Genomic DNA, 15365 nt, shown 5'->3' on the forward strand with positions numbered 1-15365 from the left:
CAAAGTAATCAATCTACTTTTGGAAGAAATTTCAAAGCGCTTTACCTCTCTCTGCGATTAGCTCCTTCTACTCTAACAAACGTTGTAAAATGCTTAATACGTTCCATAATTCTTTTGGCTTTCAATTCCTCGATTCCACCACGCTCTGAATAGGCTAAGTGTTCCTCAAGCTCATCATAATCATAATTTGATGTAAACAAAGTCGGAAGCTTTTCAAGCATTCTATGTTGCAAAATAGCTCCTAACACGTCGTCTCTAATCCAACTTGATATTGTCTCAGCACCGATATCATCTAGGATAAGAACTTGAGCTTGTTTTACCGTATCAAGCTTTTCCTGAAACGTACCATCACCAATCGATTGCTTCATTTCGCGAAAGAAGTCCGGTGTATACACGAGAAACGAATCAATCTCTCTTTCTCTTAACTCATTTGCGATCGCCCCCATTAAATGGGTCTTCCCAACACCAAAGCGACCATAGAAATACAGCCCTTGCCCATCTTCACCTGGTCTAGCATTTACAGCAAAAGCTAACGCTTTTCTACTAGCCGTTTCTCGTTCCTGATCACGGTCTAACGTCTCAAATGTCGCTTCTAAAATGTCCTTAGGTACATAAAAAGATTTAATTAACTGACGTTGTTTACGGGCCCTCTCTTCATTTTTCTTTAGCGAACATGAATGATACTCTAAATCAATCGCCTTTCGTGTAGCGATAAGATCAGGCTGGTATCCTTTCATCATATTCGGACATTCTTTAAGGCCTGGGCAATTCTCACAATTTTGACGTTCCTTTTGAAACTCATACAGTTTAATTAAGCTTTGATCAAGTACCTCATCTGTCGTAGTTACATCTTCAAGAGCCTTTTTCACTAATGGATCTGAAAGGAGCGTTTTTTTTGCGCTATCTAATTTCTCTTCAATATTTCTATCCTTGCTCCACTGTTTTAACGCTGATTGGATCGACTCCATTTAACCGTCTCCCTTCTTTACCTTTTGTCGCCTTAAGTCTTCGAGCATTTGATCAAAACTTTTCTCTTCATCAACTAACTTTTGACTACCTTGTACTTTGGTTTTTCCTTGCGTTTTTTCTCCCTTATTCTCTCTCTCTTCAATTAACCATTTAGGAAGCTTGTCTCGCTTCTGTTGCCCACGCTGGGTATTTTTCTTTCTATTTGGAGGATTGTTAACTTTATTCTCTAGCTCCCTCGCTTTTCGTTTCTCCTGTTGAGCAAGCTGCATTGCTTCCTTAACTGTCTTGACCTTTTTCCTTGACCAATGTCCTGCAACTTTATCAACTAAGGCCTTTGACAACTTCATGTCTTGACTATAAAGAATAAATTCAAGTAAGACATTTACGACTCCTGGAAGCAATTGGTGATCAATAATCAGTGATTCCACGATTTTCATATCAGCAACCGGAACCTTTGATCCTTCAGACCGTACTTGAAGCAATTCAATTGGTGCCGTTGTTTCATAGAACTTGATTACTTTTTCTTCTTCTGTTTGTGGTTCTTTACCAAGTAACGTTTGATGTTTGGGTGGCTGCTTTTGCATACCTAAGCCCGGGGGCTCATTCCCGTGTTCAAGTTTGTACCATTCTTGAGCCTTTCTTCTTAATTCATTTAAATCCAGTTTATCATCATGGATCATAGCTTGTTCAACAATGCTGCTCATTTCTAACGGTTCAATTTTATAGACGAACGCAAGTCTGCTAATGGTATTTTTGGCATCTTCATTTAATGCTTCTTTGGGAACAATAAAGGAAGAAATACTTTTTTCAAGGAGCTCAAAATCAAATTCACCAAACTCTAATTCATTGGACTCATTTATCATAACCAACTCTTTGCCTTGGTCTGTTTTTAAAGCATTTCCTGTTTCAGATTGGAGATTAGAAACCATTTCCGAATGGTGTAAGGAGACATAGACTTCATCGAATGCATATGTCATCTCCGTATATTCTTCTTCATTTATTTTGTCTAGCGTAAAACGATCACGCAACTGACGGTAGTGAGACTTTCCAAGCCTATTAAATAGGTACACACTTAAAACATCATTTTCAAAAAATTGTTTCGGTGTCATCGGTGGTTGAAGTTCATATAAATATGTTGCTCCACCATCGTCATTTTTACGCTTGTACGTTTTTAAAAGCCCTATTCCTTCTAGTTTCTTTCTTTCTTCATAAATTACTTCAAGCGAAACACCCAAGAGCAACATAAGTTGTCTATGTGTTTGCTCCTCACTCCAATATTGATCATTCTCTAATTGAGATAACATAGTTACATACAAACTATGGGCCACTGCACCTGTTAGTGGTTGATACAATAATGTTAATACAAGACGATCTACTTCTGTAATATAATTGCTTGTCCGTACGGAAAACCGATCGACAGGTAGCAATTCCCTCCAGTGCCAAGTCATCTACTACTCACCTCTAACATGAACTAAATTGTTCTATCACGTAAAAAGAGCTTGTAGCGAACATCGCTTAAGCTCTATCAATCATTTTTATTCATTAGTTCAGTAAGTTCCTTAATGAATACATTTATATCTTTAAATTGTCGGTAAACTGATGCAAATCTCACATATGCAACATCATCAATGTCAGCTAGTCTTTCCATCACTAACTCTCCAACATCATGACTTTGTATCTCATTCTTACCCAATCCTCGGATCTCACGTTCAACACCATTAACAATTTTCTCAAGAGTATCGAGAGAGACTGGCCTTTTTTCACACGCACGGATTAGCCCTCGAAGAATCTTTTCACGTGAAAACTCTTGGCGCGTTCCATCTTTTTTCACAACAATCAACGGTATTTCCTCTACCATTTCAAAGGTTGTAAAACGATGGCTGCACATTTCACATTCTCTTCTTCGACGAATAGAACGGCCTTCATGACTTGGCCTAGAATCAAGTACCCGAGTTCCATTATGATGACAAGCAGGACATAGCATTTGATCATCTCCACTTTCAAAGTGTCGCCAACTTTAAGTTATCTTTATTTTATGATATAGAAAAAGTCGAAAGATGACAAGATAGACTTCTTGCAGAAAACGATATATCACAACATAAAAACACTTAAAAATACGTGCAACAGTAATAACCAAACCAAAAGAGGCTGACTCCTAAAATCTAACCTACATGTAACTATAAAAACTTATAGGTTAGAAAGACCTGAGTCAACCTCTTTATTTTAGTTATAATGCTTGAACTTTTGATTTTTCAACTTTTATTGGACCCATTCCTCTAGGCACCTCAACCACTTCACTACTAGTAGCGCTTAAAGACTCAGCGATATAACTAGCGGCAACGTTTGGATCAAGGTCTCCACAAGTATATACATCAATACTTGCATAACCGTGCTCAGGGAAGCTGTGAATTGTTAAATGTGATTCTGAGATAATAACTACCCCACTTACACCATGAGGAGCAAATTTGTGAAAAGCAACCTCTCGGACCTCAGCACCTGACTTTAAAGCAGCATCAACAAATACTTGTTCAATAAAACTCATATTATTCAACTTTTCTACGTTACATCCCCATAATTCAGCAATTACGTGACGACCCATAGTATCCATAAGTTGAATCCCCCTTTACAAATTAATTCATGCCTTCTCAAGCATGTAGGAATGTCTTATTACACGGGGGAAAGTTAGTCCAGAGAGGTCCTAACCCTTTCTGTAAAAAACAGTTCCTGATTTGCTGTAATTGAAGTTCACGAAAATCAGTATACTTTGTTTACTATTTGATTGCAACAGTTCTTACCAACTTTTTTTACATACCAGTAGTATGTTACTTCCTTCTACTGATCTTCAAATACTTCTGTTGGAACAACAATTATTTTTATGATCTCACAATATGTACATTGATATTCTCGTTAAAAACCGAAGCAATGAACTAGTCATTGCTTCGGTTACGATCCTTTATGCAAAATGTACTTTTTTTTGTAATTTGTTTGCAACATGATTCATTAGATCAACTACTCGGCATGAATAACCCCACTCATTATCATACCAAGCAAGTACCTTCACTTGTCTGTCATTCATAATCATTGTCGATAATCCATCAATGATTGAAGACTGCTCATTGCCATTAAAATCAATTGACACAAGTGGTTCTTCCGTAAATCCAAGAATGCCTTTTAGCGAACTTTGTGAAGCAGTTTGCAATGCTGCATTCACTTCATCAACCGTTACATCTTTCTTAACATTCACGACTAAATCAACTAAAGATACATTTGGTGTTGGTACACGTAAAGCCATTCCATTAAGTTTTCCATCTAATTGAGGTAAAACTTTAGCGATTGCTTTTGCTGCACCTGTTGAAGTCGGTATAATTGACTGCCCACATGCTCTTGCTCTTCTGAGGTCTTTATGTGGATTATCAATATTCTTCTGATCATTCGTATATGCATGAACCGTTGTCATCAAACCACTTTCGATACCAAACTCTTCATCAATAACTTTCGCTACTGGTGCTAAGCAGTTTGTTGTACAAGATGCATTCGAGATAATATCATGTTCTTCAGGATTGTAATCGCCATCATTTACACCCATTACAATTGTAATATCTTCATCTTTACCAGGAGCTGTAATTAAAACTTTCTTTGCACCAGCTTCAAGGTGATAACTTGCTGTTTCTTTCGTTTTGAACTTACCCGTTGCTTCAATTACAATATCAACTTCTAGCTTTTCCCAAGGAAGTTCTCTTGGATCACGAGATTGTAACAGTTTAACTTCTTTTCCATCTACAACTAATGAATTCTCTTTTGCTTCCACTGTTAAAGCATATTGGCCATGTATACTGTCATACTTAATTAAATGAGCTAAAGTTTCAGCTGGATAACTTGCATTTATCGCAACAACCTCAACCTTCCCCTCTAACATCGCTTTTCTAAAAACCATTCTCCCAATACGTCCAAACCCGTTTATCGCAACTTTCGCTTTCATTAGAATAACTCCTCCCAAAATAAAGCTATACTCAATATTGTTTTTTCTAGAAATAGTATAACACATTTATTTGAAGAGGACATTGTTTTTAGAGGAAAAATTTTAAAATAATAATTATGCCCATTATAGCCTTTTTTAAAAGTATTTTTTCACAAAAAAAGAAGATACCTAAAAGGAGAATTTCCTTTTTAGTATCCTCTTTACATCAAAATAATACAGTAACTTCATTATTATTCTTTAAAATGACCACTTTTTCAGAATATCGTCAAGTTGCTTTTGTGTTTCTTCAACCGTTGAAGAATTATCAATTATGGCATCTGCCCTTAGCCGTTTTTCTTCTAATGGCATTTGCGAAGCAATTCGTTGCTTTGCATCTTCTTCTCCTGCTTGGTCTCGATTAACGAGCCTTTGTAATTGTATATCTTCATCTACATAAACAAGCAGAACTTTATCGACTAACGAAAATAAATTACTTTCATATAAAAGGGGAATATCAAAGACAATTGTCTTTGCCCCACCCTTTAAATAGTACTCTTTTAATTCATTCATCCGATTACGAACAGCTGGATGGACCACACTATTTAAAAATTCGCGTTCTTCTTTATTTCCAAAAATAATTTCTCCTAGTTTTTTCCGAGCTAGTGTCCCGTCTTCATTCAGTATATCCTCACCAAAATGGTCTATAATTTTTTGTAACGCCTTTGTTCCAGGCTCAACTACTTCTCGTGCAACCTTATCAGCATCAATGACTGGTACCCCTTTTGACTCGATCATTTTGCTGACGGTTGACTTCCCACTAGCAATCCCACCAGTTAACCCAATTAACATTAAACGACAACTCCTCGTTCCCTTACAAGCTAAATATCCCGATCAGAATTAGAATAAGACCAGGAATAAATGAAAATTTCTTCATCCAGCTGGAATCCGCAAAGCGATTCCCACTTTTCATCCCTAACGTAACAAATAAAGCACTCATTGTAGCAACACTCAACGCCATCCAAAATGGCGAAAATCCGATTAACGCTGCTCCAATACCGGCTCCAAATGCATCCAGTGAAAGAGCTATTCCAAGTAAGAAAGCTTCTCTTCCTGTAATTGTACCTGAATCATCAAAATCAGCTACCATTGGCTTTCGTAAAATCCGAATAACCACCCCTAATACCTTAATTTCAAAATTAAGAATAACTTCATCGCCCTTTGTTTTTGCCATATTTGTTGCCGGACGATAGACTTGGTACAATGCCCAAGCCCCAATTAAAATTAGAATGACTCCACCTATTGATTCTGCAACACTGGGTGATAAGTACGTTTGAATCATAGTTCCAAAAGACATTGCGATGAGAATTGAAGTGGCTGAACAAGCTGCAATAAATAGCAGTGATCGCAAAGGCAATTTCATTTTGCGCAAACCATATGTTAAACCAACACCAAAACTGTCAAGACTAACAGCCAGTGCAATTGCTAATAAGGAGAGAATCTCAACCATATTGATAAGCTCCTTCCATTTCAAACATACGATAGTATATGGCAAGAGCCTATCCAACGGTACTTTATTTTTGACAGTTTATGCAGTAATGAGTGCCCCTACCACCCACAACTTTTTTTTCAATTTCAGCTCCACAGTTTAGGCAAGGTTCTCCCTTACGTCCATAAACAGTTAACTGCTGTTGAAACATTCCCATTTCACCTTGACCATTCACATACGATTTAACAGAACTTCCCCCTAACTCAACAGCCTCTTGCAGCGTTTTAATGATCGCTTCATGCAAGCGTTGAAGTTCATCATCGGTTAGAGAGGAGGCTTTTCGCTCAGGATGTATACGCGAGCGAAACAACGCCTCATCGACATATATGTTACCAAGGCCCACGACCGTCTTTTGATCTAATAGGACAACCTTAATTGTCCTTGTTGTATGTTTAAAGGCCTTCTTTATTAACTCGAACGTAAAGTCTTCAGAAAATGGCTCCACACCAAGCTGTGATAAAGGAAGTGTTCCTTCTTCTGTTCCTTTTTTAAAAATATGCATTGTTCCAAATTTCCGTACATCCTGATAACGAAGTTCAGTCCCATCTGTAAACGTGAAGACCACATGAGTATGAGGTGTAAGTTCTGCCCCATTTTGAAAAAGGCCATAGCGCCCTTCCATGCGCAGGTGTGAAACCATTGTAATATCATCTAAAACAAAGAGTAAGAACTTCCCCCTCCTATTAACTTCATGGATGGTTTGGCCAATTAACTCAAGTTTAAACTGCTCAACATCATCAGGCTTTTTAATAATGTTAGCCCAAAATACATCAACAGAAGTAATTGTTTTTCCTACTACTAATTGTCGTAATGTTCTACTGACCGTTTCAACTTCAGGTAATTCAGGCATATAAGAACCTCTCCTTATTTTGCATCGTACCAAGTCTCACCATATGAAACATCCACTTTAAGAGGTACGTCTAAGTCAATCGCTTGTTCCATTACCTCAGGAACCAATTTCATCATCATTTCCATTTCATTTTCAGGAACTTCAAAAATCAATTCATCATGTACTTGCAATAACATTCGACTTTGTAGATTCTCTTCTTCAATTCTAGCCACCATTTCAACCATTGCTTTCTTAATAATATCTGCGGCTGTGCCTTGAATCGGAGTATTCATCGCTGTTCTCTCAGCAAAACTACGCTTATTAAAGTTACGGCTAGTTATATCCGGCAAGTAACGTCTGCGATGCAACAAAGTAGAGACGAATCCTCTTTCTCTTGCCTGCTCAATTGTATGGTCCATATACTCTTTTACCTTCGGATAACTTGTTAAATAACGCTCAATAAACTCACCAGCCTCTTTTCTTGTAATTCCAAGACTTTGAGATAAACCAAAGTCACTAATTCCGTACACAATCCCAAAATTAACTGCTTTTGCACTCCGGCGCATATTAGAGGTCACGACTTCTTCTTTTACATGGAACACATCCATTGCTGTCTTTGTATGTATGTCCATTCCTGATTGAAAAGCTTCAATTAATTTCTCATCACCTGAAATATGAGCAAGAACTCGAAGTTCAATCTGTGAATAATCAGCTGCTATCATCTTCCAATCTTTCTCTGATGGAACAAATGCTTTGCGAATTTTTCGACCTTCCTCAAGACGAATCGGGATATTTTGTAAGTTAGGATCAGTTGAACTCAAGCGACCTGTTTGCGTTAAGGCTTGATTAAACCTCGTATGGATTTTGTTCGTATCTGCTTTTGTTACTTTCAATAACCCTTCAATATAGGTTGAATTTAGCTTCCCTAATTGCCTGTAATGCAAAATATGCTCAACTATTTCGTGGTCTTTCGCTAATTTTTCTAAAACATCCGCTGAGGTTGAGTATCCTGTTTTCGTTTTTTTAATCGGTGGAAGACCAAGCTTCTCAAATAACACTTCCCCTAACTGCTTAGGAGAGTTAATGTTGAAGGATCCACCAGCTAACTCATGAATCGTTTCTTCTAATTCTTGTAAGCGTCCCGCAAGGTTTTCACCCATTTTTTCTAATTGTTCCTTATCAACTTTTACACCGGTTGTCTCCATACGGCCTAAGATAATTGAAAGGGGCATTTCTAATTCACGGAATAATTCCTCTTGTTCATTTTCCTTTAATTCTTTTTCAAGCAAAGGTTCAAGCTTGTACAAAGCATCAGCTTTTCTAACTAAATGTTCAGCCAATTTGTCTAGCTCAGGTACTTTTTGTTTAGCACCTTTGCCATAAACCACTTCATCTTCCTGTACTTGCCCTTCCCCTTTACGCTTTGCTACATCACTTATTTCATGAGATGACAATGAAGGGTCAAGCAAATAAGAAGCCATCTGCACATCAAATGTTACTCCGTTGAGCAAAACTCCTTGCCATCCCAACGCCACAACGGCACGCTTTGCATCAAACACTGTAATATTTGTTGATTCATCTTTTAACCAGTCAACAAACAGTTGAGAATTTAACGCTTTTTCTGTTTCGATAAAATAACGACCCTTTTCATTAACTAGTGCAATCCCTTCAATCTTTGCTTGATGATAGTTTTCACTTAAGACTTCAATAATAAGTGCAGCCTCATTTGTTAGCTGTCCTTCCGAAATGGATTCCACCACTTCATATGTAATCTGTTCCAATTCCTCTTCAACAGCATCTTCTGTATCAAATTTAGAAACAAGTGATGTGAACTCTAATTCTTTCATTAAAGAGACTACAGCAGCTTGATCGTACTCTCCAAAATTCAAGTCGTCTAACTTCGTATCAATTGGCACTTCTAAAAATATTGTGGCAAGCTCCTTACTCATTAACGCTTGATCTCGGTTTTCTTCTAACTTTTCTTTCATTTTCTTCCCTGATACTTGATCAATCGAATTAAGGACATTTTCAACTGAACCAAACTCTTTTAGTAATTTCAGAGCTGTCTTTTCTCCAACTCCAGGGACACCAGGAATATTATCAGAGCTATCGCCCATCAAACCTTTCATGTCAATAATTTGCTTAGGTGATATTCCATACTTTTCAGCAATTAACGCCTCATCGTATGCTTCTACATTCGTAATTCCTTTTTTTGTTAAAACAACTGTCACTTTATCAGACACAAGTTGAAGTAAATCTTTATCCCCAGAATAAACTTTAACGTCAAAATCTTTATCAGCTGCATCTTTAGCTAACGTTCCAATGATATCATCAGCCTCATAATTTTCTGCCTCGTAACGCGAAATGTTAAAAGCATCTAGCATTTCACGAACAAGTGGGAATTGTTCTGATAATTCCGGTGGCGTCTTCTGTCTGCCTCCTTTGTATTCATCAAATGTTTTGTGGCGGAACGTTGTCTTTCCAGCATCAAACGCCACTAACATGTGAGTCGGTTTTTCCTCTTCAATTATTTTAAGCAACATTGTCGTAAACCCATACACAGCATTTGTATAAACACCTTTATCATTATTCAATAAAGGCAACGCAAAAAAGGCACGATATGCAATGCTATTTCCATCAATTAAAACGAGCTTTTTCAACTAAAAGGCCCCTCTCTAGATCCAATTTTCTTACACTCATTGTAGCATAACGTAACAAAAATAAAAGAGAACCCCAAAAGGTCCGGGGTTGACCTTTTGGGGTTCTTAAAGCAATGCGCGCAGCCACTGTTTGATTTAAGCCTTTTGAGTGGGGTTCTCAAAAGGCGCACAGTGTGCGTAGCCATTGCCTACTTCCTGACAAAAAAGGTCCGGGGTTGACCTTTTGGGGTTCTCTACTCTGTATACCCCATTAAAAGACGAGCATAAGGAGAGTTAGCCGGAAGAACAATGACTGTTTCATCTCCAATCGTTTGTTCATAAGACTCTAAAGTACGGTATAACTGATAAAATTCAGTATCACGACCAAAAGATTCATTGTAAATACGAGCAGCTTCCGCTTCCCCTTCACCGACTATTTCATTGGCATCTGCATCGGCTGTTGCAAGCATTTCGGTTACTTCTCGATCTGTATTTGACTGAATTCTATTAGCCTCTGCATCCCCTTGAGATAAATACTCTTGAGCTGTTGCATGGCGCTCAGAAATCATCCTGCTATAGACCGCTTCTTCGTTCTCATCTGGAAGATCGGTACGCTTCATTCGAACGTCAGTTAAAAGGATACCATATTGGTTACGGTCTAATGCCTCATTCACTCGATCACGGACCAATTCATTGAAGCTCCCTCGGGAAGATTTCTCTTCATTAATAATTTCATCAAAATCTAATTGACCTAATTCTGCACGAATTGCCGAGAAAATCAACTCACCTAAAATTGCTTCAGCGCGTTCAGCTGTTACGGTATTTGAGATCATCAATTGTGGATCTTTAATTCGCCAAATGGCATAGTGGTCAGCAAGAACTCTCTTTTTATCTCTGGTGTTTATTTCCGCTGGTGGAATATCATAAATCATTTGATATTTAGGTAAAGTTGACACCGTCTGTATAAACGGCACCTTATAACTTAAACCAGGTTCATCCTCAATTCTTACAACTTCACCAAATTGACGGACAACCTTGTATTCCCCTTGTTCTACAATAAACAAGTTACTAATAATCGTAGCTATAATTGCTATTAAAATAACAATCATCGCTCCTAACTTCACATACTTTCTCCATTCTTCACTAGGACGCCGTTCATTAAAGTCAACAATATTCTCATCACTCATTAGTTACTCCCTCCTTCACTGGCTGTACTTTGTCCACGTTCTAGAGGCCTAATCGGTAAATAATTCACAGTGTCACTATTGCTATCCATTATATAAATCTCTGTATCTACTAATACGCTCTCAAGTGTCTCTAGAACAAGACGTTGACGCGTCACATCAGGGTTATCTACATATTCTTCATAGAGTGCATCGAATTTTGCAACATCCCCTCGCGCTCGCTCAATCCTCTCTGCTCTTGTCCCTTCTGCCCGAGACATAATCGCATCTTTTTCCCCTTCAGCCTCATTTATTTGCTGATTGCGATATCTTGTAGCCTCATTAATTTTCGTTAATCTTTCCTCACGAGCATCGGTAACTTCCATAAAGGCACGGCGAACCTCATCTGTCGGAAGTTCAACGTCTTGTAGTTTTACATCTTGGATACTTACACCAATTTGATAGACTTCTAGCAGTTCAACTAAATTTTCAAAGACTTGCGCTTCTACTTCAGGTCTTTGATCAGTTAAAACATCATCGATCCCTGTACTTCCGATCACCCCACGCAGGGCAGCAGATGTAGCATTGTATAATACTTCCCTGGCATCAACAGTACTATACAAGTACAATTCAGGGTCGATGATTCGCCATTGAACAGCTAAATCTGCAAATAAAATATTCTCATCACCCGTAATCATTTTCGCCTCTCGAGTAAATTCAACGACTTCTCCATCTTCTTCTTTGTAACCTACTTGTAGGTTATATGTCCCCCTTGATAAAATTTCTACGCGCTGAATCGGCCAAGGCATTTTAAATTTTAAACCTGGTTCAGTGATCGTTTCATCTACCTTCCCAAAGGTAATCAATGCAGCTTGTTCTGATTCATCGACTATGTACCAACCTGTTGCAAGAAAAAGTGCTAGTATCGCAACAGCAATTATGGATCCAAAGCCAACAAGTAATCGCTTGATCGTCATGGTATCATCCCTTTCTTTAATGTTCTTCTTTCTCTCTTTACGTTTCTTCCCATTAAACAGTTTCATATATTTTTAAAGAAAATTACTTATTAGTTACATTATAGTACAAATTTGAAGATGAATGGTGCTTTCTAGTAGAAAAGTACAGGCAATATCAGTAAGTTATGTTTGTTATCGGAAACAATTGCAATTCCAAAACCTCTCAAACTAGAAAAGAAATGCAGGTTCATTACATTACGGTATTATCAGTATATAGTTGAATTCTCGCGAAAAAAAGAGGCCGTCTCACATCTGTCTACCTAGTTAAAAGCTACAATATATAGTATGCAGATACATCTTTGGCATTCTATATGTTGCGCAATTGGTCAGGACGCAGGTATGAAACAACCTCATCAACAGGGGATAACTAAGCAAGAGTTTAACCTTGCTAGCAGTGATGAATTACGTTCACCTTTATTATAAATAGATAAGTTTAAGATGATTTTAATATCTTGTAAATGTTTTGTTAAGACTCTAAACAAGATAACCTACTCACTACGGGCTCTCTTGAACAGCAAAGTGAAGGTAGTCCCTTTTCCGATCGTACTTTCTACTTCAATTTTTCCGTTGTGCGCTTCAACTAAGTGTTTGACAATCGCAAGACCTAACCCTGTTCCTCCAGAGTTTCTGCTTCTGGCCCTGTCTACTCGATAAAAACGCTCAAATATTCGAGGTATGTCTTTTTCGCCTATACCAACACCCGTATCTGCAATTTCTAATGCGACAATTTCACTTTCTCCCCTAGCAGAAATGACAACTTTCCCCCCAACAGGAGTATACATAATCCCATTATTTATTAAGTTAATCACGATTTGTTTTAACCGTTCAGAATCTCCTTCAAATGTTACATCCCCTTCAATTTGTAACGTTAATTCAATTTTCTTTTCTTCAGCTTTCTCTTCTAGAAGTTCAACCACTTCATTTAAAATTGGAGTAAGGTTTGATCTTTTCCATTTAAGTTGAAAATAAGATTGTTCGATTCTTGAGAGATCTAACAAATCTTGAATTAGGCTTTGAAGACGTTCACTTTCTTTCGCAATAATTCCAAGGAACTTTTCTCTTAAGGGCTCGGTATTCATAGCGCCATCAAGTAAAGTTTCGGTAAAACCTTTTATTGATGTTACCGGTGTTTTTAATTCATGAGATACATTGGCTACAAAATCAGTTCGGATTTGTTCTAGTTTTTTTAATTCAGTAATATCATGAAGAACGAGAACAATCCCTTTTAAATTGCCACTATCACTCAATACCGGAGCACCATAAACTTCAAAGTGACGTACTTCTAAATGAACAGGAAAGTAAATTTGCACCCTCTGTTTCTTTTCCGTTATATAGATATTTTGAATAATCTTATTTAAATCCTTATGCTTTATAACATCATGGTAAAGCATATTTAACCAAAGGTCTGTATCTTCGCCAAATATCTCTTGGCATGTACGATTGATTAGTGAAATGTCCCCTTTTGTATTGATTAAAATAAGGCCACTACCCATATTATCAATCAACGTTTCCATCCGTTCTCTTTGAACCTGATGCCTTATTGTTAACTTCTGAAGATTAGAAGCTAATATATTGATCGATCTTGTTAATTGGCCTATCTCATCACGCTTTCCCTCAGAAGTTCTCGCTTTGAAATTCCCTTCTGCAAGTTCATTCGCAACAATTGTAGCATTTTCAATTGGTCTAATCATTTCATTAGTTACCCGATAAGTAATCGTCATGATAACAACAAACGCAATAACAAAGCTAATAGCCAAACTCCACCAGATCTTTTCAGTCATTTCAGATAACTCTTCGGTTGAAAAGCCAAGACGCAAGTAACCTTGTTTGATGTAATTATCATCAATGATCGGGACTGCATAATAAAGTAATTCATCTAAAAGGGTATCACTATAGCGAATATATGGCTCTCGTTCTCCTTGTTCTATCGCTTCAATCTCTGGTCTTAAGAGATGATTATCCATTGTAGCCGATTCCGCTGCTGATTCTCCAATAACTTCTCCATCTGGCAAAATGATTGTCACTCTCGACTCTAACATTTGCGAAATTTCTAGTGCCAACTGCTCTGCATTCTCATCATTCAGCAAATTGTCGGCAAGAAAATATGCTGCTAAATTTGCTTCTTTTTCAATTCTATCAGTTACGTTGTTTATATAATAATTCTCATATATATGCCCAATAACAAAACCGACACCTATCAACACTAGAAATGTAATCGAAAGGATAGCAAACATAATTTTAAAACGTAATTTATACATTCAATTGTGGTTCCTCTAACTTGTATCCAAGACCTCTAATCGTCTTAATATACATAGGTTTTTTCGTGTTATCTTCAATTTTTTCGCGAAGGTGACTTACATGGACATCAACAATTCTCGTATCACCTACAAATTCATAATTCCAAACGGCATTCAATAATTGATCTCTCGTTAAAACCCTTCCCTTGTGATGTGCTAGATAAAGCAACAATTCAAATTCCTTCGGAGTTAACTCTAAGGCATTTTTCTTAAAGAACACTTCATAATTGTCAGGAAATATCTCCACTTCACCTATTTGTATAGTTTTTTCATTTATTGCTTGTTTTGAAGTTGATTCACTAGGCGTCGCTTGCACTCGTCTCAAAATGGCCCTAACCCTAGCTACAACCTCACGAGGACTAAATGGTTTGGTCATATAATCATCGGCACCTAGTTCAAGTCCTAACACTTTATCAAACTCATCATCTTTTGCTGTAAGCATTAAAATAGGTGTCATTATCTTATTTTGTCTGAGGTGTTTGCAAACATCTAGCCCATCCATTTTCGGTAGCATTAAATCGAGAACAAGCAGGTCAAACGGCTGTTTACTGGCCAGATCTAATGCCATTGCCCCATCTATAGCCGTTACAACATCATAACCAGCCTGTTCAAGATTAAACTGCAATAAAGTAACAATCGATTCTTCATCATCAACAATTAACAAACGTTGCGACATTCTTTATCCTCCAAACTCGCCTTAAATAAAACGATAAATGTAACGCTTCATCACCACAAATAAATTCCCACAAGGTAAAACTCTATCTATATTTTATATTTACAGTATAGCAAACAATTCTAACCCGAGTATGTACAAAATTAAAAGGGCTATCACAAAAGGTTGGGTTTCATACCTTTTGTGATAGCCCTGAAGCAATAAGCAAGCCGTCGCATTTTTTAAAGCCTATTATGAGTGGGTTTCTCATAATAGGCGAGCGACGAGCTTGCCAT

Annotated in this window: 13 protein-coding genes; all 13 read right to left on the bottom strand. The window is 37.5% G+C overall.

Annotated elements, in window-relative coordinates:
• Window positions 1–41: 41 nt before the first annotated feature.
• Window positions 42–968 carry a primosomal protein DnaI gene (gene dnaI / locus AC1FXZ_RS17805; protein WP_480056135.1) on the bottom strand — a complete coding sequence of 309 codons (927 nt, stop codon included), beginning with the start codon at window positions 966–968 and terminating at the stop codon, window positions 42–44.
• Entirely contained in the window at window positions 969–2417 is a 1449-nt protein-coding gene (locus AC1FXZ_RS17810) for a replication initiation and membrane attachment family protein (RefSeq protein ID WP_480056137.1), read from the bottom strand.
• 77 nt (window positions 2418–2494) lie between these two features.
• Window positions 2495–2953, bottom strand: a complete 459-nt coding sequence (gene nrdR / locus AC1FXZ_RS17815) for a transcriptional regulator NrdR (protein WP_480056139.1) — start codon at window positions 2951–2953, stop codon at window positions 2495–2497.
• Window positions 2954–3196: 243 nt separating this feature from the next.
• On the bottom strand, window positions 3197–3577 hold the full coding sequence (speD, locus tag AC1FXZ_RS17820; protein ID WP_480056141.1) for an adenosylmethionine decarboxylase: 381 nt from the start codon (window positions 3575–3577) through the stop codon (window positions 3197–3199).
• A gap of 345 nt (window positions 3578–3922) precedes the next feature.
• Window positions 3923–4948 carry a glyceraldehyde-3-phosphate dehydrogenase gene (locus AC1FXZ_RS17825; RefSeq protein WP_480056143.1) on the bottom strand — a complete coding sequence of 342 codons (1026 nt, stop codon included), beginning with the start codon at window positions 4946–4948 and terminating at the stop codon, window positions 3923–3925.
• 237 nt (window positions 4949–5185) lie between these two features.
• Complete coding sequence (gene coaE / locus AC1FXZ_RS17830) at window positions 5186–5776, bottom strand: dephospho-CoA kinase (RefSeq protein ID WP_480056145.1); 591 nt, start codon at window positions 5774–5776, stop codon at window positions 5186–5188.
• A 22-nt stretch (window positions 5777–5798) separates the two neighbouring features.
• The gene (ytaF, locus tag AC1FXZ_RS17835) at window positions 5799–6434 is read right to left on the bottom strand and encodes a sporulation membrane protein YtaF (RefSeq protein WP_480056147.1); all 636 of its coding nucleotides are present in this window, start codon (window positions 6432–6434) and stop codon (window positions 5799–5801) included.
• A gap of 64 nt (window positions 6435–6498) precedes the next feature.
• The gene (gene mutM, locus AC1FXZ_RS17840) at window positions 6499–7323 is read right to left on the bottom strand and encodes a DNA-formamidopyrimidine glycosylase (protein ID WP_480056149.1); all 825 of its coding nucleotides are present in this window, start codon (window positions 7321–7323) and stop codon (window positions 6499–6501) included.
• A gap of 14 nt (window positions 7324–7337) precedes the next feature.
• A complete protein-coding gene (polA, locus tag AC1FXZ_RS17845) occupies window positions 7338–9962 on the bottom strand; it encodes a DNA polymerase I (protein WP_480056151.1) in 2625 nt (874 codons plus the stop codon).
• 233 nt (window positions 9963–10195) lie between these two features.
• On the bottom strand, window positions 10196–11128 hold the full coding sequence (gene hflC, locus AC1FXZ_RS17850; protein ID WP_480056153.1) for a protease modulator HflC: 933 nt from the start codon (window positions 11126–11128) through the stop codon (window positions 10196–10198).
• Complete coding sequence (gene hflK / locus AC1FXZ_RS17855) at window positions 11128–12081, bottom strand: FtsH protease activity modulator HflK (RefSeq protein ID WP_480056155.1); 954 nt, start codon at window positions 12079–12081, stop codon at window positions 11128–11130. Before hflK ends, hflC begins: the two co-directional genes overlap by 1 nt.
• Window positions 12082–12608: 527 nt before the next feature.
• Window positions 12609–14378 carry a two-component system histidine kinase PnpS gene (pnpS, locus tag AC1FXZ_RS17860; protein ID WP_480056157.1) on the bottom strand — a complete coding sequence of 590 codons (1770 nt, stop codon included), beginning with the start codon at window positions 14376–14378 and terminating at the stop codon, window positions 12609–12611.
• Entirely contained in the window at window positions 14371–15093 is a 723-nt protein-coding gene (locus AC1FXZ_RS17865; protein ID WP_480056159.1) for a winged helix-turn-helix domain-containing protein, read from the bottom strand. The genes pnpS and AC1FXZ_RS17865 overlap by 8 nt, the downstream gene beginning before the upstream one ends.
• Window positions 15094–15365: the final 272 nt, after the last annotated feature.

This window comes from Halalkalibacter sp. HAAS-P014 (assembly GCF_056619965.1).

What these genes read in the sequence shown, in the direction of transcription:
- hflK (WP_480056155.1), bottom strand. Translation starts at nt 12,081, where the DNA reads ATGACGATCAAGCGATTACTTGTTGGCTTTGGATCCATAATTGCTGTT.
- hflC (WP_480056153.1), bottom strand. Translation starts at nt 11,128, where the DNA reads ATGAGTGATGAGAATATTGTTGACTTTAATGAACGGCGTCCTAGTGAA.
- nrdR (WP_480056139.1), bottom strand. Translation starts at nt 2,953, where the DNA reads ATGCTATGTCCTGCTTGTCATCATAATGGAACTCGGGTACTTGATTCT.
- AC1FXZ_RS17810 (WP_480056137.1), bottom strand. Translation starts at nt 2,417, where the DNA reads ATGACTTGGCACTGGAGGGAATTGCTACCTGTCGATCGGTTTTCCGTA.
- pnpS (WP_480056157.1), bottom strand. Translation starts at nt 14,378, where the DNA reads ATGTATAAATTACGTTTTAAAATTATGTTTGCTATCCTTTCGATTACA.
- dnaI (WP_480056135.1), bottom strand. Translation starts at nt 968, where the DNA reads ATGGAGTCGATCCAATCAGCGTTAAAACAGTGGAGCAAGGATAGAAAT.
- speD (WP_480056141.1), bottom strand. Translation starts at nt 3,577, where the DNA reads ATGGATACTATGGGTCGTCACGTAATTGCTGAATTATGGGGATGTAAC.
- AC1FXZ_RS17825 (WP_480056143.1), bottom strand. Translation starts at nt 4,948, where the DNA reads ATGAAAGCGAAAGTTGCGATAAACGGGTTTGGACGTATTGGGAGAATG.
- ytaF (WP_480056147.1), bottom strand. Translation starts at nt 6,434, where the DNA reads ATGGTTGAGATTCTCTCCTTATTAGCAATTGCACTGGCTGTTAGTCTT.
- coaE (WP_480056145.1), bottom strand. Translation starts at nt 5,776, where the DNA reads ATGTTAATTGGGTTAACTGGTGGGATTGCTAGTGGGAAGTCAACCGTC.
- mutM (WP_480056149.1), bottom strand. Translation starts at nt 7,323, where the DNA reads ATGCCTGAATTACCTGAAGTTGAAACGGTCAGTAGAACATTACGACAA.
- AC1FXZ_RS17865 (WP_480056159.1), bottom strand. Translation starts at nt 15,093, where the DNA reads ATGTCGCAACGTTTGTTAATTGTTGATGATGAAGAATCGATTGTTACT.